The organism is Legionella sp. 16cNR16C, assembly GCF_021297775.1.
GTDB classification, from domain to species: domain Bacteria; phylum Pseudomonadota; class Gammaproteobacteria; order Legionellales; family Legionellaceae; genus Legionella_C; species Legionella_C quinlivanii_A.
The window spans coordinates 351,687-374,339 of sequence record NZ_JAJTMX010000002.1 but is presented as its reverse complement, the minus strand read 5'-3'; the positions used below and the strand labels follow the sequence as shown (position 1 = coordinate 374,339).

Genomic DNA, 22,653 nt, shown 5'->3' with positions numbered 1-22,653 from the left:
ATCTCGATAAATCACTGGCTTAACTCCGTGTAATTGTTCATCAAAGATGTACGATAATCAGCTTCTAAAGAGAACTTATTTCAGGTTAATATGTTTCGGTTGTTAAATATGTTAATAATAAAAAGGAGTTTGTTTTATGCCTCGTTCGTTTATGCCTGCACTATTGGTGCTTGGATTATCAAGCCCTGCAGCTTTGGCTTCCCCCGAATCCATGATCATCCATAACACAACCAATCTGATATCCAATGCATTTGTGGATGAAATGCCTGGTCCAAGACCCACTCTACCGCATTCTACAAGCAAGGTCTCATGGTTCATCGTGCAGGGAGGTTGTCGGAAGCATAAAACAGAAGCTTGTCCTGCAGTGTTTAAAATGGCTATTGATAAAGCTAAACCCATCGTAGTGGGTACTCTCTATATTGATATTATCACTGGAGTGATTACACCCGTACATTTGGAAGGCAATGGTTTTACAATAGATGTAGATGCTCCCGGAGAAATTACTATTTCTGCTGACTAATACGCCTAGCTGCAGGGGTTTGATATTTAACCCCCTGCATTTTACAACCCAATTAGCTCATATATTGCACTTTAGGTATTGCCAGTTATCTGCTACTCATATACCTTTCCAGCTGACATTTTATCGAATCAATATTCCTGTTAAAGAATTAAATGACAAGAAAGATTATTCATATTGATATGGACTGTTTTTATGCGGCCATTGAAATGCGTGACTTCCCGGAACTGGCCAATAAACCGCTTGCAGTCGGAGGAGACGCCAGACATCGGGGAGTAATATCAACTTGTAATTACATTGCCCGCAAGTTTGGCGTGCGTTCGGCGATGCCAACAGCCCAGGCGCTTAAGCTATGCCCTCAATTGGTTCTTCAACCGGTGCGTATGGAAATTTATCACCAGGAAAGCCAGTATATTCGCGCCATATTTGCGGACTACACCAAACTTATTGAACCTTTATCGCTGGACGAAGCCTATCTGGATGTCACTGAATCCACTCAATGCCAGGGAAGTGCTACCTGGATCGCTCGTGAAATCCGGGCACGAATTTACGAGACAAGAGAACTCACTGCCAGTGCCGGCATTGCCCCAAACAAAAGTCTGGCAAAAATAGCCAGTGACTGGAATAAACCGGATGGCCAAATGGTGATTCGGCCAGAGGATGTTTCCTCTTTTGTACTTAGCCTGCCGGTGCGCAGGCTCTTTGGAGTAGGTCCTAAAATGGAGGAACGGCTAAAAGCCCTCAACATTAATACCTGTGCTGATTTACAGCAATATTCTTCAGAATATCTGGCAATGAAATTTGGCGTAATGGGCCAAAGGCTTTATGACTTGTCCAGAGGCATTGATAATCGCCCGGTCAATCCTGAACGTATTAGAAAATCCATCAGTGTCGAGGAAACCTATTCCAGGGATTTAGCGGATATCAGCGCCTGTCTTAATGAGTTACCTGCACTCATTGTGCGCCTTGAAGCCAGAATACAACGCAGTGGGGAACAATCCAACATTCACGGGCTGTTCGTAAAATTAAAATTCAGTGATTTTCAGCAAACTACCGTTGAACGTCTGGGTCACAGAGTTGATTTTGACATACTGCATCAATTGATACAGGAAGGATTTGCCAGAAAATATAAGCCTGTGCGCCTATTAGGGATAGGGGTTAAACTCAAGCAGGAAAAACTCGAGGGAAACGTTCAACTTCCTTTGTTTTAATTTATAGGGATAAGGGACTTCGCAATAGCTTTTCTACTCCGTCAATGGAATAGAGAGAGGTTGCGGGAAACAAATATAGTTGTGCTATAATGTGTACATGTAAACACAAATTAGAGAATCTAATGGCCTCAACGACAATGACTATTCGACTAGACCCCGAAATGAAGGATCGTTTAGATAAGTTGGCTGAAGTTACTCATCGCAGCAAATCTTTCTTAGCTTCCGAAGCAATAAATGAATATCTTAAGGTTCAGGAATGGCAGCTTGTTGAAATTAAAAAAGGTATTGCAGAGGCAGATGAAGGCCAACTTATAGATCATAAAAGCATCCTTGATTTCTGGGAGAACAAGAAGAAGTGAGAATCAAATGGACTAAAGGTGCGCAAAGCAATTTAAACCAAATCGAAGACTATATCGCACAGAATAACCCCAAAGCAGCAGTTGATATCGTAATAAAAATCATTAAAACGGTTGGAATGCTTTCCGAGAACCCCACTATGGGTAGAACAGGTCGGATTTTCGATACACGCGAATTAATAATTAATGGAACTCCATTTATTGTTCCTTACAGAATTAAATCCGAGCAAATTGAAATACTAAGAGTATTACATGGCTCAATGAAATGGCCAGATTCTATGTAGCGTAACCTTGATGCAGCGCCGCATCAAGATTACATTGGCTTTCCACCTAGTTCAAATAGTTATGTTCCGCTTTTTACTTTGGAAAGGTATAGATTGTAGCAATGTAGGACAAGGGGGGAAACCACTAGCTCAGCTTCCATGCTCCGGATTTTTTTATAATCTGAAAAAATCATTTGCCGCTCTCCGGCCAAAGCAATAATTCCAATACTGCTTAAGTAATCCACTGTATGAGGAACCCGGTCGCCATTTTTAAACCAAATGTATTCATCCAGTAATGTGGGTAATTGATAAATTCCAGCCATCGCTTCGACATTGGAGATTATCCCTTCTACAGGTGATTTCAAAAAAACGGGTACAACTGATTTTTTAAATTGATATTCCTGGGTCAGAACATCTCCATCAACATAGATTTCAACTAATTTGTCAGCCTGACTGCTGCCTGTGGCTTCACGGGCAAATCGCACAGTGGGCCCGCCACATATTCTGGCGCCAGACTCAATAAGCCGCGGCCCATTTGAGGTGAGCATGATTTCAGTGTGCGCGGCCCCCCAGCGGATGCCCAAAGCATCCAGAACCTTTTGAGTATAGGAAAATAATTCTCGATGATGTGTATCGCAATAAGGTAGGAATTCAACATAATCAAAAACCGTTTTACGGCCATGAATTGAGGTTTTATTGTATTGAATTAAATGGGCGAGGTAATGCTTCCCATTAGCGCTCACTGTTCCTACGGCAAACTCTGTACCCAAAGCCTGTTCCTGCACGACCACCGTTTCACTGTTTTTACCCGTTGTTTTAGATGGCTCATGCAGCACTTTATCAAAAGCCTCTTTCCAATCCTGATTTGCTTTAATATGAAAAACCTTATCGCTGCCCGCGGATACAGGCGGTTTGACTATTAAAGGAGAATTGCTCAGTCCATTGTTTCTAATCCATAACTCCACTTCCTTTTTCGATGCTGTGTTAACTGTCTTAAGAAAAGGAATCCCTGCTTCCTGCAATGCTTCTTGCATGAACGCTTTATGTGTTCTATGAAGTGATTTTCCGGGATCATTTGCGAGATGGGGAGTTAATACTTCAGTCAGTTTTTCCGCAAGGGGCACGCCTCGTTCATCTCCTGGGATAATAGCTAGCGGATTGAATTTTTTAAGAATATCTGCAAGATTAGGCTGATCAGGAATAATTTCGATAAAATCTGAGGTCTGTACGTCGAGACCAAATCCTATCTCTTCCAAAGTTTTATAGGTAATTGCAATGGCGGGTATGCCTCTGGATTTAAAAGCCGGAGCCAAATCGATTCCCGACGATAAAGGGTCAACGATAACAACCGGTCTATTCATGTGTTCTCTCCTGATGCATCCTTTCAACAAAGCTCAATTTTATCAGCAAAAGAAAATATAAAAGCCATTTTATTTACACTTCTTTGCATTCAAGGGGATAGCCGTTTGACGGTGAATCCCTGAAGTTCTGAGAGATATTCCCATACATCCGACAGTTCATCAAGGCGATAGCTGTAAAATAGAAAGCGCTGCGGTTTAACTGCAATTCCATAATAGTCAGGAGAAAGAGGGAGCGGGTTCTGTCCTGCGGTCTCTTCAATCTGTTTTCGCTTATTTTCCAGTATCTCCTTATTCTCTATGGGCAGACCGGATGTGGGGGCATAACTGCAAAAACGAATTTGCGCCCATTTTGGATAGGCATTCCAATAACTGGCATTGTCTTCTCCTGATAAAAAACGCGCCTCTCCTTCGACGATCACTTCTCGTGCGTGGCGTTCAAACCAGAATGTGAGGGAAACACGGGCATTGTGTTGTATTTCCTGCACTTTTCTTGTGATTTTCTGCGTAAAGAAAAGCAGCTCTTCCCCGCAAATTTCGCGAATAGCAACCACACGGCCATGACCGGCGCCATTTAAACCCTGAGTGGATAAAACGGCATGCCGAGCATATTGCGCTCCGGCAGATGCTTCTTCATCCAGCCATTTTTTTAATAAGTCCAAGGGTTGATGATCAGCCATTGGAATGTTTTTACTCACTCGAATTCTCTTTAAATAGCAAAATTATTTCATTTTAACCCAAATTTAACCTGATGATTATATTTAAATATTAAGATTAAATTAAATCCATTTAGATCATTTTATTTACAAGTTAATTCTATTTGATTTACAATTGAACATATTTTTCAGGAGGAGATAGGATATATGACGACATCAAATAAAACGCAGTTCACAATAAACCCGGGCAACGATTCACGGCCCTTGCAAAATGCTTTATTGCAAATGAAGCTAATCACTTGCAAACAGATTAAAAGCGATCCTCAGCGAGATAAGCTATATTTTGAAACATCTGATACTCAGCTCTATGTAGTATCTAAGGATAGTGATTCGTTTCTCTATTATCGCGGCATATTGTTAGCTGTTACATCGGGAAATGAAGCGACTGAAATCTGCATGTCTGCTTTGCAAAAACTCTTCACCAGCCAGATTAACAGCAAACTAAAATCTACCACTAGCTATCTTGCTCAGAGCATGAATGGCTTTTTGAGTGAGGCTTCCAGGTTAAGCAGTGGTTCAAACATCACCGCCAATAGGATAGGCTTAACTGATAAGGAACTGGAAGAACTGTCACCTTATCTATCCAAAATTTTAAAAGTTACCGAAGCGCAGCAAAAAAACTTTTTCAAATTAATCAGAGATCAGCGCATTCAAACACACCAAGGGTCTGAGCAATCGAGTTTCTCTAATCCTTTTTTGGAAAAAGCCTGCGATTTATTTTCCAAGGGAATTTCCGTAGAAGAATTTCTGTCTCTGGATGAGCAGGAGCAGACAGGATTTGCCTGTCAGGCTAAACAGGTTCTGGCTTTGAAAAATAATGGAGTGGAATTCAAAGAGATTATGAAAATAGGCGCTAAGGGCTTGCTAGAACTACGAGAGCGTCTGGGTTCTGAAATTTATCGAGCAGGAACCGAGTCAATTCAGAATAAATGGATTCAGGGGGTGACTCCAAATTCCGATAATCACAGCTCCCCTTCCCCATTTTAACGCTTGTTTATCAGGCTAATTCTCCGCACAAGCGGGATTCACTCTCTTGCTACAAGGAATGAATCCCGCCTGCATGTTACTGATCAATATGGAATTTCAAGGGTAAAAGAACTTCCTTGCCCGCTGCCTTTGGATTGTACTCGCAGTTCACCGCCAAGTTCACGTGCTAATAGAGCACAATTATGCAGTCCATAGCCATGTCCTTCTTTTTTAGTCGTAAATCCAAAAGAAAAGATTCGAGTTAAATCATCCTTCTGAATGCCTATACCATTGTCACGTATTGTAATGCAGACAAGAGATGGAGAAGTTGTTTCAACTTTGATAATCAGACGTTTTTCATGCTGCTCACCAAGTATCAGCGCATCGATTGCGTTTTTGATCAGATTAATCATGATTTGCTGGATTTTGGTTTTTACTGAAATAATTGGGGAGATATTGTTATATTGACGTTCTACATTAATACTCGCTTTTCGCAACCGATTAGCATATAAAAGGAGTATATCCTCGATCAGCTCCTCAAGGTCTATCGTTTCCTTGATCTCGGAGCTTGCCTGACCAGAAGATTGCTGCATGGCAATAACCTGATTTACATGAGTGAGATTATTATTAAGTTGATTTAATTCCTCACTCATCTTCACCTTTTCACTTTCCAATTGCTCTATCAGTTTTTTAAAATAAGGTATAAATAATTTTCCACGCTCATCGTCCTTTAAATAGACATCGAGATGATCCAGATTTTCCTCCAGTATAGACAAAAGCTTGGGCAACTGGACCACATAGCTATGCTGAGCGGCCTCCGACAACATTGCAACAGAAGTGTTAACACTATTCAGTACATTGCCTACATTATGCAGAATACTGGTGGCTATTTCAGCTACCCCAGCCGAGCGCGAGGTTTCAATCAAACGTGTTTTGGCGCGATCCAGCTTCATAACCATTTCATTTAAATGGCTCTGCAATTCACCGATTTCATCCCGAGTCAGAATAGGCAGCATTGGAGCTAAATGGTCATAATCAATTTTTCCTGCAAAATGACTTAATTTAATAATGGGTTTTGAAATAAGATTTGCCAAAAATATACTTAGTCCAAGTGTAATCAGAATAATGATGCCATTCAGTATTAATAACAAATTGAATAAGGCAGTGGAAGCCGCAATGGTCTTCTCCCTTTCCTCCTCCAGAAGGGTGCTTTCCTGGACTAACACTCTATTAATAAATTCATTCAAGTTCTTTTCTTTAATTTCAAGAAATCCTTTCTTTACCGTGATCTCTGATACAGCCCTTTTTCTTTCACCAGCTAAAAATAAATCGAGCGCCGCCAAGACTAGCGTATCACGTAGTTGACTAAGTTTTTTTCCATTTTGATCGGCAGAGGAAGGTTCATACTTTTGATATATTTTTTGCTGTTCTCCCAGCTCTTCAAGAATTGATAGAAATTCATCTTTAACTGTCGACAAATGTTCTCTATCTCTTTTACTTAAACTTTGAGAAAATTTTTCATCATAACTCATAAAAAAATTAATTTTCATAATTAAGTTTTTCATGGTTAACAAGGCTTCCAAACGCGGAACGGTTCGTTCGATAATGATTAGAAAATTTTCTTTAACATCGAGATAGCGGGCCAATAAAAACAGATTGATCGGTATAAATAAAAAAGCGACCAGCAGCATACTTAGGAGAATTTTATGACGAATACTCATTTTATTCTCAGCGATTTCGATTGAGCCTTGATAACTGCTTCACCCACCTGTTGACCCGTTACCAGACCTTGCTGGGCATCAATTGGAAAATGGATCCCTCCCCAGACGCGACTGGAACTGGCCTCATTTGCTTTTTTCCACCACATTTTTTTGTTCTCAGGAAAATAATAAGACAAAATGACTGCCGCTGTAGCTGAAATACCAGAGTGCCCCGCCGGATAACTGGGATGATTTGGTGTGGGCATCACTGTATTGATGGATGGATCAAGCATAAAGGGCCGTCTTATCCAATAGGTATATTTGGTATAAAATAACGTGATTACTTCATCTGCGATACCCATTGCCAATACTGAGCGAACCAGCAGCATTTTGGAGAATGAAACGTGCTCGCTTTCCATGTACTCATTGGCAAACTTTAACCAAATCCCAGGCGGCGTGATAGTCGAGGGATTTCCTGCCCAAAAAACGACAGCTTTCGTTTGCTCAGGGCTTATATTCTTTAAAGCCATTTCGGTCTGTTTTAACTGGCTCTGCCATTCCGTTGACTCAGGCTTTGGGGGAGATTTGGAAACATACTGACTGGGAGAGCTGATTACCCAGGTTTTCCAGAATCCTATTTCCTGACCAAAATAAGGGGTAGTTCCTTTCCAAAAAAGGGGACCTCTTTTTTCCGCTGAAAATTTCTCCATTTTATTGTCGAGATCCATGCGTTTGATTATTTTATTTACAACCAGTTCTGCAATTCTTTCTGAGTAGGGATCTGTTTTAATCAGAAATTGAATCGTTGAGCAGTCTTCTTTAAAAAACAGGCAAAGAACCCGGGCTGAAACCACATCAAGACTCCCCATAAACTCTTGTTTTGCGTTATAGGATAGAAACGCGGCATCGCGTTGGGCAGTATACATATAGGCATAAATTTTTGATGCCGGGGCATCCCCCAGTTTGTTCGACTTAATCAGGCCAAACATCAGCTTATCCCATTTATTTAGTGAAGCTTCTGTCATCGATTGAGCAGATTGAAGGGATTCTATAGAAGCGAGTTCTTTATCGGTATATTCAAAATAAGTGGGCAGCAATGTCGACTGGTTAGCACGATAAAAATAAACAATAGCTAACACAGCAACAAGCAAGAGAGTAATAATCAGTCCAATTTTTTTCATATTACTCCTTAATGTTATTTTCCTGGTTCAATATTTTCTCAATAGCTTCTGGATGCTCCAGTAAGTAGGTAAGTTCGTCTACCGGTAAGGGTTTGCTAAAATAAAAGCCCTGAATCTGGTTACAGTGATGCTTTTTTAAAAACTCGAGCTGCTTTTGTGTTTCGACTCCCTCGGCAAGCACTTCAAGATCCAGACTGCGCGCCATCGCAATGATTGCGTGGATAATGACTTCATCATTACGATTTAACTGGATGTTATTAATAAATGAGCGATCTATTTTAAGCCTGTTTAGTGAGAGATTTCTTAAATGATGCAAATTGGCATAGCCTGTTCCGAAATCATCCAATGCAATCTCAATACCCATCTCTTTTAATTCATTCATTTTGCGAATGATCATTTCATTGATTATCGAGCTTTCACTGAGTTCAAGCTCAAAATACTTAGGGGCCAGTTGAGTTTCCTGCAAAATGTTTTTAATTTTTTGTACAAAATCGAGCTGGCTTATTTGCTGTGAAGTAAGGTTAACTGCCATTCGGATAGGCGGCAAACCCATTGCCTGCCAGCGCTTGTTCTGCAGGCACGCCTCTCTTATCACCCAGTCACCGATAGGAATCATCAATCCGGTTCGCTCAGCCAGAGGAATAAAATCAATAGGCAGCAGCATGCCTTTCTGTGGATGAACCCAGCGAATTAATGCCTCCACTGCCTCCAGTTTATGATTTTCAATATGGAATTGCGGCTGATACCAGACTGTAAACTCCTTATTATTAACGGCCTGATAAAGATCCGATTCCAGTTCCAATTGCTCAAACACTTTATCATTCATCTCTTTTGAATAAAATTGATATTGGCCGCCCCCCAATTTTTTGGCGTGATACATTGCCGCATCCGCATTTCGCAGTAGTTCATCTGCCTCTTCTCCATCCCCGGGATAAGTGGCAATACCCATACTGCTGGAGATACTTAAATTGCGATTGGCAATATCCATTGGTTCCTTGATGATCTGTAATATCTTTTGTGCGACATTATGAATGTAATCAATCTGCTTGAGCTCGGTAACAACAATAACAAACTCATCTCCACCCAGACGAGCTACTGTGTCAAAGGCACGAATTGTGGGGAGTAGACGTTTCGCAATGCGGATTAATAACTCATCGCCGGCGGAATGTCCCAGGCTATCGTTGATGAGTTTAAAACGATCCAGATCGAAAAACAGAATGGCGAAACTTACTTTATGGCGTTTGTAGGCAGCAATGGCCTGTTGAACTCTGTCATGCAAAAGTGCCCGGTTAGCCAATCCTGTCAGCATATCATGCGTTGCCTGGTATTTTAATTCCTCAGTGCGCTCTTCTACAGCCTGTTCCAGCGATTGTGTGTACGCTTTGGATTCGCCAATTAACTTCCATTTTCGAGTCAGCGCATAAGCTAATTGTCTGACCGCGATGTGATCGAAAGGTTTTTTCAGAATCAGGAATTTATCACTATGGCCTAGCTCTTGTATCGTCTCTTCCCAGTTGTAATCGGAAAAAGCAGTACAGATAACGACGTGGATGTCGGGATCAATTGTCCAAATATTTTTTATGGTTTCGATGCCGTCCCAACCGGGCGGCATACGGATGTCTACAAAAGCCAAGGCAAATGGTTCACCTTCATTAAGGGCTTTTTCAATCAGCGCTGCGCCTTCCTGGCCCTGAGTTGCTGTATCGATTTTAAAACGCGGCAAGATCAACTCATTGGCGTTGGCATTTTCCATATCAAATAATTGAGCGCCAAGATCATCCAAATCATTTTTGGCGTTTTTTGTCAGGATTTTTAAAAAGTCTTTATGGATTTCAACATTGTCATCAATGACAATGATACGAAAATCATATTTATTATTGTCCATGCTTTTACAGTTTCTTCCTGGATAGGTAAATTATAGCAATTGTCCAGCATTCTTTTGTAATCAATCGCTTAATCCCTGGACGAAATATAACCTAACAACTTATGGATTTTTTTCTCTATTGGAATTTCAATTACTGTCACCCCTTTAAAAGCAAGGGCCTGCTGGAAGGCTGTTTTAATGTCATCGATATTGGCGGCGAAAGAGGCCTCTGCACCATAGCCTTTTGCCAGCGAAACCAGATCAAGACCGGGAAGATCAAGACCTGGAACATTGGGTGTATTCTCAAGTAATGCAAAGGACTTCAGTATGGCATATTCTTCATTTCTTAATGCCAGAATGATGAGATGAGTCTGATGCTGCACGCCTGTCCATATTGCCTGGAGTGAATATTGAAATGAGCCGTCTCCAATAATCAGAATCACCGGCCGATCACGACCGCTTTTTTGCTCAGCAATAGCGAGCCCAACTGCTGCAGGCATATCCCAGCCCAATCCTCCCGAGCTCATAGTATAAAAAGAATGAGGTTTAACGACAGTGCCCAAACCTGATTCCTGCAGATCATGAGTATTTGAAGGTGATTCCGGTACGAGAATATAATCTTCAGGGGCAATCCCTGACAGGATATCGAACACCTGTTTTGCAGTCAGCGGGTAAGCCGGTTGAACCGTGAGCTGACTTCGTTCCTGTTTACGATTAGTGGAAAAGTTTTGGTCACTACCACGCTCTTTTACCTCATCTAATAATCCTTTTAAAGCAAGCAGGCTATCACTTACCAGACAATCTCCCACTGGTGCCTTGGCAGCCTCATAAGGATCATCAGTCACCTGAATCAGTCTAGCCTCCTCGGGTAAATAGTCACCGGCTATCCAGGGATAGTAGCGGAAAACAGGAGCTCCTATAACAATAATTAAATCATGGCCTTTAAGCATTTGGCTGAGCAAGCCTTTTGCCGACGGCAATTCGCCCTGATACAAAAGATGATCTTCTGGAAAAGACACTAATTCGGAAAAAGGTCCTTTCCATACTGGACAGCCCAATTTTTCAGCAAGTAAAACCGCCTCTTTCCAGGCATTGCTGCGAGCGACATCGGCGCCATAGATCAACACAGGGCTTTGGCTTTCATTAATTTTCCGGGCAAATTCAGACAATCGCTCCGGATCTGGCCCCACTATTCGAGATGTTGAACGAAAAACATCCACTTCATCAATTTCCTCATCCCACAAATCAAGAGGAATTGACATAAACACTGGCCCCTGCGGCGCCTGTATTGCCGTTGCATAAGCCCGCATAAATGCCGCAGGAACATCCTCAGGCCGCATCACCTCATAACTCCATTTGACCCAGGGTTTAGGCAAAATCGTCGACTCCACATTGGTGAGAAACGGTTCCATTAACAGCATTTCACGGGTTTGCTGGCCAGCCGTTATAATCAGCGGTGTTTTATTCAGATAGGCTGTCAGGATACAGCCCATTGCATTCCCCATGCCTGCACCTGTATGCACATTCACGAGCACGGGCTTGCCAAGACCTTGCGCCAGACCGTCGGCAATACCTACAACGCTGGACTCCTGCAAAGCCAGAATAAAATTGAAGTCATCTGGAAAATTGGCTAAAAAGGTTTCTTCAGTAGAGCCTGGATTGGAAACAAAATTGCGCAGATCCAGTTTGCGCAGAAGATCAAATGTAGCGTCCCTAACCGTTGGCATAGGATTTCTTCCCTGAGTTATTTCTAAATAGTATAGATTAAACGCGGCATCAAAGAACTATAGGCAGCATTTACAGAATCAATTTAATAGAAGAGATAAACGAGGATTGCTGCTCATTAGTCGATGCCGGTTTGAAATGAACGGGACCTGAATAGCGCATCACTGAATCTTTCTGCTCTTGATCATCCCCAAGGATTGCATTGAGACGTCTGATTTCAGACTGAGAGATAACGATGACCCAATCCTGTTCGCCAGCCTTCACCTGCTTCAGAAAAAAGTCATTGAATTTAATTGGCGATCTATTCTCATCCAGGGAACAAAACTCCTGGCTATAGGGTCTGAGGCTGTATATTTTGATAAAAATCTCTTTATCAGAATTCAGACAGGCTATTTCTCCTATCATTAAAAACTCAATTTCTCCTTGCTCATCGGGCTCTATGCAACTTAGCTGATCTGAATTGCACAACAACTCCATCTCACTTTCATAGCAGTTTTTTTTATTAAAACAGTACTTAAATACGCCCTGCTTGATGGCTGTAATGACCAGTGATTGGTTAAATACGGGGTAGTTTTCGATGATGATATCGTCTGAAAAGGGCTTAAGCCTTAAATCTCGCTTAGCTTTTATCAAACTTAACAAAGTATACAGTTTTGTCATGTATCACGTTGTAGCCCGGAAATCCCAGGCTACTCCCAAAATAATTGCTGAAGGTTAATAGTAACAACCGAAACTGTCTTTACCAATGAACAGACAATGGCTGTAGGCGCTAATATCCCGCACATACGATGCTCCCTGATAATTCAGGACAATTTGTTTAGCTTGCAAATGAACCTCAGGTGTAAAGTAGGCTTCTTCGGCCTGACACTGTTTTTTAATCAGCTTCCAGTCACTATTCTTCAAGGTCTGGGAAGTAAGTTGGTGGTTTCGGCAAGCCTTGAGATTCAGTTCCTGGAAACTGGGCGGACTGATGATGGCATCAAAAGTTGCAGCAGCAGCCTTTACTGCATTGTCTGCATCCAGAATTCCATGTCCACAAGGCTTTGAACCTGTGCATGACTTATTGCTGTCTGATGTTTTGCCAAATGGATGAGTTGTGGCATACAAAATCTGCTCAACTTTTTCAGGTGTAATCTGACCCTCGCTAATTGCATACACAAGCCCGGCGACACCCGCGGCATGAGGAGCGGCCATACTGGTGCCCTGATAAAAATCATAGCCGCTATGCTGATAGCCGCCGCCGGGTTTTACCGTGGATAAAATGGCCCCGGATCTTCCATAACGTGCATCACCACCTGGTGCTGCAAAACTCACCCCCGGGCCATAGTTGGAATAATAGGCCCGCAAACCTTCAGGTCCAGTGGAAGCGACTCTGATTGCTCCATTACAAACACCCGGAGCATTATAGTGCTCCCATTCATTGTCATTTCCAGCGGCAACAGTCACCACAGCACCCTGATGTCTGGCAAAAAACATTGCCTCCTGTAAGGCTTCATCGCAGTGATCAACTTCTTTTCCAGGACGCTCGTCCACACCAAAACTCATATTCAGAACTTTCGCTGGCCAGGGATTATGAGGAACACCGGGTACATCGCCACCCACAGCCCAATAGATTGCGTTGATGACCTGGCTTTCATAAAACATCCCGGAATCATCTGGTATTTTTAAAGCCAGAATTTTAAGCTGCTCACCCACTCCTAGCATGGTGTCGCTGACAGCCGCTATGGTGCCGGCAACATGGGTTCCGTGATAGGAACCGGTTTCATCAGCCAGATTTCGATTGTTACCCGCAAAATTCCAACCCCAGATATTACCCTTTCCATCTTTCAACAAGTTATTTAAAAGAGCTGGATGCGCCTCTACCCCGGTATCCAATACCGCCACGACAATCGGGGGAGAGCTTTCTCCACTTGTATACATCCATGCGCCATCTCGTTTGTCTGGACCGCTCTCAAGCATAATACCGCCAGGTGCGGTAAACTCATCCCACTGCAAGCTATGATTAAGTTCGATGTCTGCCAGACCATCAGGCAAGGGCAATGGTTTAAAATGCCCTACTCTATCTTTGACTGCATACAGAATGCGGGGATCTTTTTTCAAGGCCTCAATAGCCTTTTGCAATTCTTTTTCCTCTGAAAGACCGGCTTTGGAATGCGCGCTGTGCAAGCTTAAGGAATACGCTCCGCCAGCTATCGGCTTTAAGGAGTCAATTGTCCAGTCTTTGGAAGACTGCAAATGCTGTAAAAGCGAGCTTGAGGAAACTGGCTCTTTATATTTAATGATTAATTTCAAAGAATCATTTTGAGCAAAACTGGAAAACGATAGGATTGAACCCAGTAAGACGGATGGTAATCGCATGAATATGCCTCCCTGGCATGTCATTTTTATAAGGGAAATATCATCGCATGATAACAGGCAGTCTGCCAAGACTACAATCCATCTGCAGGACGGTTTAACATCTAAACTACCTGACCTGCAGCCCAACCCGATGACCAGGCCCACTGAAAGTTATACCCGCCCAGCCAGCCGCTGACATCGAGCACTTCACCAATAAAATAGAGCCCTGGTACTTTTTTAGCCTCGAAGGTCTGGGAAGAAATTTCATTGCAATCAACTCCGCCCAATGTCACCTCCGCCGTTCGATAGCCTTCTGTGGCATTGGGCTTGATTGACCATGCCTGCAGTCTTTCGGCAACTTGCTGTAACTGTTTATGATTGAATTGTTTAAGCGGCTTTTCCAATACTTCAGGCTCATAAAAAACATCCAGCACGCGCTTGGCCGTGAATCGGGATAATACGGTTTTTAAGAAAATATCCGGCGAGCTATGGCGGGCCTGTAATAGTTCTTCATATAAGTTAGTCTGGGGTAAAAACTGAATCTTTACTTCTTGTCCAGGAAGCCAGTAGGAAGAAATTTGTAATATGGCAGGACCACTTAATCCCCGATGAGTAAACAAGACATTTTCCTGAAAAGAAATCCTGTTACAACTCACTGAACTTTCGACTGAAATTCCAGTCAATTCAGCCAGGCGCTCCTTATCCTTTTCATGCAGTGTGAAAGGTACAAGCCCCGCTCTGGTCGGATAAACATTCAAGTCGAACTGGGCGGCAATCTGATAGCCAAATGGGCTGGAACCCAAGGTGGGAATCGACAAACCACCGCTGGCGATAACCAGCGAGTCACAATGATAAGTACCCTGCCCGGACACGACTATAAAATGATCGTCTTTTTTCACAATAGAAGTAATCGAATGATTCAATCTAATATCGACATTATTTTTGCGGCATTCTGCCAAAAGCATATCCACAATTAAATGAGACTTTTCTTCACAGAAAAGCTGACCCGCCGTTTTCTCATAAAAGGCAATTTTATGACGTTTGACCAGCTCAATAAAATCCCATTGCGTGTAACGCTTGAGTGCTGATTTACAAAAATGCGGGTTATGAGAGATATACTGCTCTGGGCTGGCATATAAATTGGTAAAATTACAGCGGCCCCCTCCTGACATCAGGATTTTTTTACCCGGCTTATTACTTTTATCGAGAATCAGCACGCGGCGCCCGCGGGCTGCTGCTTCAATAGCGCACATCATTCCCGCAGCGCCAGCGCCTACGACTATCACATCCACTTTATTGATCATATTTTTTGACAACAACTCAAGTTAAATTTAACGAAATCGGCCAGCCTAAGCAGTTCCTTTTGTAAAAAACATCCACTTGTTCCTGGAATTTTCGAGAATCCTCACTATCCTCGATGAAAAATTCCATTGCCTGATCCTCATTGCCGTAATCAATAATTTCAGGCATTTGCAAATGATCCTTTGTAAAATCATGGATCTTATCCCCCCATATTACTTTTTCCTGGCAATCAAAATGCCCAGACAGGGGTCCCAAATGCAAACTACGGGCTTTAATAAGTCCCATAACCTCTCTTGCCATCCACACAGACGGCAGCGGGAATGCGCCGGGTACTATCACTTGTCGCCATTTACCGCCAGGAGCAAAATAAACCCCTTTTAGCAGGCAGCCATAGAGATATTTTTTTTGGTTAGAAGGAAGCTGATCATAAAACACTGCAGCGACCTCTGGCAGTAATGAGAAGCATATTGAGCCTTTGTTCAGGCCGGTTTCAGAGTTCGCGGCCACAAAGAGTTCATCATTCGTGCGAAAACCCCCATTCTTTATCATCTCGCCCGGGGGAGTTGTACATAAGCGATAAACAATCCTTCCCGGTAAAAAGCTGCCCTCCATGACACGAGGGAATTTTTCGCGCATTTTGTCAGCCGTTTTTTTATGATGCTCCTCTAACTCAAGCACTTTCAATGGATCAGGCCGTGCGCCAAAGGTTTTAAAATCGGAACGCAAACCTTCCGGCAGTGTTGAAAAAAACCGCTGCCCCGACCAGATCGTATTATTTTTGATAAAAGTAGACAAAAAGCGCATTTCTACAACCTTACAGCAAATTTATCGCTTTGAACTATGGCAAAACGTTTTTTATTTTAACTAATTGACATAATTTAGCCATAGAGACTTCTGGTGTCTACTGTTTTTATGAATGACTGGCTAACTTTACCGATTTTATCATCATACTGCTGTTTTTTTGAGAACAAAGCAGGCTAATTCCGCTATAATGGCATTATTTAATGTCTTAAAACATCATGGCTCAAAAAACAGGCAGCGCTAATTTACCTTTGCATTATGGCAGAGTACCTCAATGGTTAGCCGAACGTATGGCCAAATTGGGGGCCATTATGAGTCAGGCCATTATTCACCATTATGGGCGAGATGAGTTTTTGCGGCGCTTGGCGAATCCCTTCTGGTTTCAATCCTTTGGTGCCGTGATGGGAATGGATTGGCATTCCTCAGGTATTACAACCAGTGTCCTCGGGGCGCTTAAAAGAGGGTTAAATCCCTTGTCACGAGAACTGGGGATTCATGTGTGCGGAGGCCGAGGGAAATATTCGCGACAAACGCCGCAGGAACTTATAACCATTGGACATGAAGTTGGTTTTAATGGCCAGCAACTCGCGCAATCCAGCCGTCTGGTGGCCAAGGTGGATAGCGCTGCCATTCAGGATGGCTTTGATCTTTACTTACATGGTTTTATTGTAACGGACGATGGGAAATGGGCTGTGATTCAGCAGGGCATGAATACCAGTAAAAAACAGGCGCGTCGATACCATTGGTTATCTGAGGGTCTGGAAAATTTTATCAATGCACCTCATGCAGCGATTGAAGGACGTCATCAAGGCAATATTATTAATCTGACCGATGAGCGCGCTGAATTTTCCAGAAGCTCACAGCTGGATCTTTTAAAGACACTTTCACCCGAACGTATTCTGACAGAAGCTGAAAATTCTATACAAATTAGTTCGCAAATAGTTCCCAGCCATAGCAATCAACTTTTATTACCTCATCTGGATATGCCTCATCATCATGACGTCAGATCTGAAAATATTTCCATGAAGCGTTTGCATGGCAATATAGCCGCAGCTATTGAACGTGGCCCAGAGGATTTTTCAGACCTGCTCTTAACTCCTGGCGTAGGTGCCAGAACAGTTTTAGCGCTTGCAATGGTCGCTGAGGTGATTCACGGTGCTCCCTGCCGATTTTCCGATCCGGCCCGTTTTTCACTGGCTCATGGCGGTAAGGATCGGCATCCCTTTCCTGTTCCTGTCAAGGTCTACGATGAAACAATACGGGTTTTAAAAACTGCAGTACAAAAGGCAAGTCTCGGAGAAAGTGAGAAACTGGATGCGATTAAACGCCTCGATGAACAGGCTCGAAAACTGGAACATCACATCATCAGCGGCCCGGATTTTGAAGAGATTGTTAATCATGAAAAAAAGCAGTCGTCTTTATATGGCGGCAGAAGTGTGTTTGGGGTTGAAAAGTAACTATGGTTCACAAAAGGAAATAGGGCTACATCATGCTAATCATACTGGGCGGTTTACCGGGTACAGGTAAAAGTACCATTGCCAGACAATTGGCCAAAACAATAGGAGCTGTTTATTTACGCATCGACAGCATTGAGCAGGCAATAAAAAATGCATCTCAGTTCAGTAGCCAGGGCGGGATAAATGTCATGGCTGAAGGCTATATGACTGCTTACGCCATAGCGAAAGATAATCTGGAAATTGGCTTAACGGTGGTTTGCGACTCTGTAAATCCTATTGAAATTACAAGGGCGGCCTACCGTCAAATTGCAATAGAAATGAATCAGCCCTATCTTGAAATTGAAATCATCTGCTCGGATGAAACCATCCACAAAGAACGCGTTGAAACAAGAAAAACGGACATTCAGGGCTTAACACCACACACCTGGCGGGAAGTTCTCGACAGAGATTATGAATACTGGGAAAACAAACAGCTAACCATTGATACTGCCACACAAACCGCTGAACAAGCCGTTGAGGAAATTATTGCTGAGCTCGACCAGAATAAGCTCAGCAGACAATGACAGTCATTGTTTAGACTATAATCTGATCAAATCACAACTGTGTAATATTTATGCACGTCACTGCTTCTGATTTTTCTCATTTACTGAAAGTGCTGACTGATATTGGAACTGCCCTTTCTGCTGAAAAAAATCATATTCTGCTGCTGGAATCGATTCTGATGAAAGCCCAGGAAATCACCAATGCCGATGGCGGAACTTTGTATACATGCACTGATGATCAAAAACTCAGATTTGAGATCCTGATTAATAAATCACTTAAACTTCATCTGGGTGGAACCAGTCAAAACCAGAATAAACTTGACGATCTGCCTTTATACAACGAGCAAGGTGAAGCCAATAATAATATGCTGGCTCCCTGGGCTGCCATTAGTAAAAAAACTATTCATATTGAAGACGCATACAAAAATACGCAGTTTAAGCTATCAGGAACCAAGCAATTCGACCAGCAAATGAATTATCATTCCCAATCATTTTTTGTAGTTCCAATGACCAATCATCTTAATGAGGTCATTGGGGTGCTTCAATTAATTAACGCCATTAATCCTGAAACAAAAAAAATCAGCTCCTTTTCAAAGTTAAATCAGCAAATGGTTGAATCTCTGGCCTCACAAGCCGCTATTACCATTACCAACCAAAGGTTGATTCAGGCACAAAAAGAGCTTTTTGATTCATTAATACAGCTGATTGCCAAAGCAATTGACGAAAAGTCACCTTATACAGGAGGTCATTGCCGGCGTGTGCCTGTCATTACCCGCATGATTGCTGAAGCCGCCTGTGAAATGGATTATGGTCCATTGAAACACTTCAGCATGACAGAAGAGGAAATGTACGAGCTGGAGGTCGCAGCCTGGCTACATGATTGCGGTAAAATTTCAATCCCTGAAGCAGTGGTTGATAAAGCAACCAAACTTGAAACGATCATCGATGGGATTAAATTGATTAACACAAAATTTGAAGTATTGCAGCGTGATGCCATCATCGCTTTCTTGCAAGCCAAAATTAAGAAATTAACCGGAACAGAATTTGATTTATCTCAGGATAATCAATTGCAGGAACAACTGAGTATCTTACATCAGGAGCGCAATTTAATTAAAAAAATGAATCAGGGACAAGAGTTCACCCCGGATGAAGACATCGAGGCCATGAAGAAAATAGCTCAGCATCAATGGACTTCCTCACACGGACAGAAAGAAGATCTCCTTTCCGAGACTGAAAAGCAGATGCTGTCAATTCGCCGCGGCACTCTGTCTTCGCAAGAAAGAGAGATTATCAACAATCATGTCAAAGTCACTATTAAAATGCTGGAGTCTTTACCCTACCCTAAAAATCTGCAGAATGTTCCACTCTATGCAGGCGGACATCACGAAAAACTCGATGGCACCGGCTATCCTCGCGGATTAACCAAAGAACAGCTTCCTATACAAGCGCGCATTATTGCTCTCGCAGATATTTTTGAAGCGCTCACGGCGAGTGACAGGCCTTATAAAAAAGCAATACCCCTGGAAGAAGCCCTCAAAATCCTCAATCAAATGAAAACTGAAGGGAAAATTGACGCGGATTTGATGGAAGTATTCCTGTCGAAAAAAATCTATGAGCGCTATGCCAGGCAATATCTGTAGGCCAGAATATAAAGTGACTAAGCCAATATAATCCACTACAATCCGACTGCAGTTCTTCATTACAACTGCGAAAATTACCTTAATTGATTTAAAGGGATAATACTTTTTTAAGGATGTTGCTTATGTCTAAATTTTCCACATTTTCTGTATATGAAACAGAAATGCGTCTTTTTATCAACTCATTGAAACAATCCGCAGTGGATGTCGAAAAAATGACTGACTGGCTGTATGGCGCCGGCATTTATGCCTATACACGCGCTCAGGGAGCTTTTTATTATCCATTTGAAGCAGAATGTCTGGAGAAATTCAAGCATAGACCCTTAATATCTCGCTACCATTCCCAAGGGCAACATTTTGAAGGTTTATCTGCTTTGCGAGAAACACTGGTAAGTGAATTTGCTAAAGACAATGCCGAGTTGGCTGAAATGCTGGCAAATAATTTCAATATGCTGGTATTAGCAAAAATTTATGCACATAGAGAGTTTATCAAAATTGAGGCCGAGATTGCTTCAGAGTTCAATGAATTTCTGGATGCAAATGGGCGATTAGACCCTCTAGCCTCTCTGGAAAAGGTCACCCAACTTTTTGAAGGAAGAAAAGCAGAGTATCCCCAGCTGGAGAATGATTTTAACAACAAATTGACATTAATGAGAGAGTTTCTCTCCGAAGCGAAAAAGATGGCTGAGCAGGCTAAAAGCCCCTCCATCAAGGACGCTGGATCAATCACTTTCCTTAAACCTCTGAAAACGAAAGAAGAGGAAGAGACGCCCGTATCCTCTGCAAAATTGGGATATAATTCCAATAGTGAGTAGTTTAGTATCTCTCCCCTGTGAGTCCTCTCGCCCCTCAGGGGAGAGAGTCAGAGAGAGGGGGATAAATCAACCCTCGCCCTAGCCCTCACTGCCATTAAGTTAAGGAAATTTTGTCTTTCCCGCGAAGGCGGGAATCCATTCCTCGATTGGCATTATAGCCAGCTCAGAGATGGATCCCCGCCTTTCGCGGGGATGACAGTTTAATATACAATTGAGCTTAACTTATGGCAGTGAGAGTTAGAGAGAGGGGTTTAAAATCAACCCTGTCAATTATCCTGCCAGCTTGCAATGCGTTTCATTAAAAGACCGCAGCCGTACAAAACAGCTCCTGTTAAAATAAGGCATAGAATGCGAACTACTGTGGGCGTCGATGCCGTGTCGTACAGGAGTGCTTTTCCAGCGGCAACACTTAAAATTAACAAAGCCGATTTAGCCATTGTTTTATCCTGACGAAAATAGGCATAAGCAATGACGCACACAGCATATAATAGCCAGGAAGCCGATACGGCCAACGAGCTGACTTCGTGGAAGAACTGGTATAAAGCGCTGACTCCAAGTAGATGCGCAGCAACTAACAAGCTCAGCCCATATTCTTTTTTATGAATCAAACTGCTGCGATGTCGGGTGATTAATAACCACAAACTTGCAAATGACGCAAAAGAGACCAGCACCCATGAGTAAGTGCTGTTATTTAACAGATGCATCAGCATACTGCAATATTCAATAACCAGGATTAAAAAAATGGCAAGCGATGGAAGATAAAAAGCACCATCCCGCTGTTGGCCCAATAGCCTGACCGGAAGAAAGGCGATTCCTACTATAATCGCCACGAAAAGCCAGGGTTTGAACGCATCGGGCAAAAGCTCAAGATAAAATGAATGGAAAAAAACGATGGTGGAAAATGCTAAAACTAAAGCTCTTGAACTGATAGCCCTATCTGGAAACCACTGCCTGGCAGAAAGATAAAGACTGCAGAGAATCGCAGAAAATCCTATAGAAACCCAGGGAGCCAAGCCTGGATAAGCTCTGTCGATGTAAAAATATTCCATGGAATAAAATATTAGCAGAACCGGAAAAAAAGCCCAGGACTCCCGTTCTGTCAACGGCTCTGCGCCATATTTTGAGTATAAATACGTTCCAATCGCGAAAACAAGAAAATGCAGTGCCAGGAAGATGGCAATAGTGCTATCCATTTCTAAGCCAAGACCAGTTAAACCAGTGACCAAAATAGATAAATAGGCTGCAATCACAATCAGAATTCGGGATTCCACCCAAATGGATATGGTCGCATAAGTCAGCGAACAAATTAAGAAATAATATAATGAAAATAGCGTGTTAGCATTAATGTTTAAAACAACCGGCGCTAAATAGGAGCCTATTGCAGCAATAATAGAGTAGATATCATGTCTGAATCTTAAATAAAGCGTAATACAAAGAATGGAGATTAAACTGGTTAATACAATCGCAGTTTCAAATGAAATTAGAAAATAAAGACGATGCGCGGCAAAATTGCTTAGATATAAAACAATAATTCCCGCCGCCGGAAGCAGACTGGCATAGTATTTATCAATAGCGATAAACACAAAACCAGAGCCAATCAGAAGTGCGCCGAATAAAAAAGCCAGGCCGATTTGCCGCTCTGGCGTTAACCAGCCAGATTCAATGGAGAGTTTGATGATAAAGCCTGCAGCGAGGACAAAACACAGTGTTGCCACTAATCCAAGCCAATTTCCTTGCTTAGGCGGCTTGGAAGGCTCATTTGTTCTCTGCTCACTGGTAACCGTTTCGCCAGAAACCTCTTCGGAAGCGGGCAGATGGAGAAGAGTCTCTATTTGCCCCAGTCTTTTTTCAATCAGCAGCAGTCGTTGCTCCAACAGACTAAAATCCATTTAACTCTCCGTATCC

Annotated in this window: 20 protein-coding genes; 9 read left to right on the top strand and 11 right to left on the bottom strand. The window is 42.5% G+C overall.

Translation table 11 applies throughout. From position 1 onward, the window contains the following. The first annotated feature begins 136 nt into the window (after positions 1–136). The 4 genes from LXA66_RS05590 to LXA66_RS05575 all read left to right on the top strand — a co-directional run bounded on the left by LXA66_RS05590 (position 137) and on the right by LXA66_RS05575 (position 2,368). The gene (locus LXA66_RS05590; protein WP_233012359.1) at positions 137–520 is read left to right on the top strand and encodes a hypothetical protein; all 384 of its coding nucleotides are present in this window, start codon (positions 137–139) and stop codon (positions 518–520) included. A 152-nt stretch (positions 521–672) separates the two neighbouring features. After that, positions 673–1,728 carry a DNA polymerase IV gene (gene dinB / locus LXA66_RS05585; RefSeq protein WP_233012358.1) on the top strand — a complete coding sequence of 352 codons (1,056 nt, stop codon included), beginning with the start codon at positions 673–675 and terminating at the stop codon, positions 1,726–1,728. 89 nt (positions 1,729–1,817) lie between these two features. Further along, complete coding sequence (locus tag LXA66_RS05580) at positions 1,818–2,087, top strand: CopG family ribbon-helix-helix protein (protein WP_370637185.1); 270 nt, start codon at positions 1,818–1,820, stop codon at positions 2,085–2,087. Beyond that, the gene (locus LXA66_RS05575; protein WP_233012356.1) at positions 2,084–2,368 is read left to right on the top strand and encodes a type II toxin-antitoxin system RelE/ParE family toxin; all 285 of its coding nucleotides are present in this window, start codon (positions 2,084–2,086) and stop codon (positions 2,366–2,368) included. The genes LXA66_RS05580 and LXA66_RS05575 overlap by 4 nt, the downstream gene beginning before the upstream one ends. A gap of 59 nt (positions 2,369–2,427) precedes the next feature. On the opposite strand, the gene LXA66_RS05570 is transcribed toward LXA66_RS05575, so the two are convergent. Both LXA66_RS05570 and LXA66_RS05565 read right to left on the bottom strand, forming a co-directional pair. Then, a complete protein-coding gene (locus LXA66_RS05570; RefSeq protein ID WP_233012355.1) occupies positions 2,428–3,708 on the bottom strand; it encodes an ATP-grasp domain-containing protein in 1,281 nt (426 codons plus the stop codon). An 89-nt stretch (positions 3,709–3,797) separates the two neighbouring features. Next, the gene (locus LXA66_RS05565) at positions 3,798–4,385 is read right to left on the bottom strand and encodes a pyridoxamine 5'-phosphate oxidase family protein (RefSeq protein WP_233013019.1); all 588 of its coding nucleotides are present in this window, start codon (positions 4,383–4,385) and stop codon (positions 3,798–3,800) included. Positions 4,386–4,568: 183 nt separating this feature from the next. Here LXA66_RS05565 and LXA66_RS05560 point away from each other — a divergent pair, with 183 nt between their 5' ends. After that, positions 4,569–5,408: a hypothetical protein gene (locus tag LXA66_RS05560; protein ID WP_233012354.1), complete on the top strand. Its 840-nt coding sequence runs from the start codon at positions 4,569–4,571 to the stop codon at positions 5,406–5,408. Positions 5,409–5,491: 83 nt separating this feature from the next. Here LXA66_RS05560 and LXA66_RS05555 read toward each other — a convergent pair whose 3' ends face one another. From LXA66_RS05555 to LXA66_RS05520, 8 genes are all read right to left on the bottom strand, one after another. Beyond that, positions 5,492–7,108 (bottom strand): ATP-binding protein, encoded by a 1,617-nt coding sequence (locus LXA66_RS05555; protein WP_233012353.1) that lies wholly within the window; start codon positions 7,106–7,108, stop codon positions 5,492–5,494. Next, positions 7,105–8,268, bottom strand: coding sequence for a vanadium-dependent haloperoxidase (locus LXA66_RS05550; RefSeq protein ID WP_233012352.1), 1,164 nt, complete (start codon positions 8,266–8,268; stop codon positions 7,105–7,107). Before LXA66_RS05550 ends, LXA66_RS05555 begins: the two co-directional genes overlap by 4 nt. 1 nt (position 8,269) lies before the next feature. After that, positions 8,270–10,153 (bottom strand): EAL domain-containing protein, encoded by a 1,884-nt coding sequence (locus LXA66_RS05545; RefSeq protein WP_233012351.1) that lies wholly within the window; start codon positions 10,151–10,153, stop codon positions 8,270–8,272. 68 nt (positions 10,154–10,221) lie between these two features. Beyond that, positions 10,222–11,859, bottom strand: a complete 1,638-nt coding sequence (gene mdlC, locus LXA66_RS05540) for a benzoylformate decarboxylase (RefSeq protein ID WP_233012350.1) — start codon at positions 11,857–11,859, stop codon at positions 10,222–10,224. 70 nt (positions 11,860–11,929) lie between these two features. After that, positions 11,930–12,517: a hypothetical protein gene (locus LXA66_RS05535; RefSeq protein WP_233012349.1), complete on the bottom strand. Its 588-nt coding sequence runs from the start codon at positions 12,515–12,517 to the stop codon at positions 11,930–11,932. 54 nt (positions 12,518–12,571) lie between these two features. Beyond that, the gene (locus tag LXA66_RS05530) at positions 12,572–14,215 is read right to left on the bottom strand and encodes a S8 family serine peptidase (RefSeq protein ID WP_233012348.1); all 1,644 of its coding nucleotides are present in this window, start codon (positions 14,213–14,215) and stop codon (positions 12,572–12,574) included. Between the two features lie 101 nt (positions 14,216–14,316). Next, positions 14,317–15,495, bottom strand: coding sequence for an NAD(P)/FAD-dependent oxidoreductase (locus tag LXA66_RS05525; RefSeq protein WP_233013018.1), 1,179 nt, complete (start codon positions 15,493–15,495; stop codon positions 14,317–14,319). A gap of 19 nt (positions 15,496–15,514) precedes the next feature. Further along, complete coding sequence (locus LXA66_RS05520; protein ID WP_233012347.1) at positions 15,515–16,300, bottom strand: hypothetical protein; 786 nt, start codon at positions 16,298–16,300, stop codon at positions 15,515–15,517. A 215-nt stretch (positions 16,301–16,515) separates the two neighbouring features. Here LXA66_RS05520 and LXA66_RS05515 point away from each other — a divergent pair, with 215 nt between their 5' ends. From LXA66_RS05515 to LXA66_RS05500, 4 genes are all read left to right on the top strand, one after another. Further along, a complete protein-coding gene (locus tag LXA66_RS05515; RefSeq protein WP_233012346.1) occupies positions 16,516–17,754 on the top strand; it encodes a DUF763 domain-containing protein in 1,239 nt (412 codons plus the stop codon). Positions 17,755–17,786: 32 nt separating this feature from the next. Further along, entirely contained in the window at positions 17,787–18,317 is a 531-nt protein-coding gene (locus LXA66_RS05510; RefSeq protein ID WP_233012345.1) for an AAA family ATPase, read from the top strand. A gap of 50 nt (positions 18,318–18,367) precedes the next feature. Next, complete coding sequence (locus LXA66_RS05505) at positions 18,368–19,936, top strand: HD family phosphohydrolase (protein ID WP_233012344.1); 1,569 nt, start codon at positions 18,368–18,370, stop codon at positions 19,934–19,936. Between the two features lie 122 nt (positions 19,937–20,058). Continuing rightward, positions 20,059–20,748: a hypothetical protein gene (locus tag LXA66_RS05500; RefSeq protein ID WP_233012343.1), complete on the top strand. Its 690-nt coding sequence runs from the start codon at positions 20,059–20,061 to the stop codon at positions 20,746–20,748. A 266-nt stretch (positions 20,749–21,014) separates the two neighbouring features. Here the strand turns inward: LXA66_RS05500 and LXA66_RS05495 are convergent, their stop codons facing one another. Continuing rightward, positions 21,015–22,637, bottom strand: coding sequence for a DUF2339 domain-containing protein (locus tag LXA66_RS05495; RefSeq protein WP_112219888.1), 1,623 nt, complete (start codon positions 22,635–22,637; stop codon positions 21,015–21,017). Between the last annotated feature and the right edge of the window lie 16 nt (positions 22,638–22,653).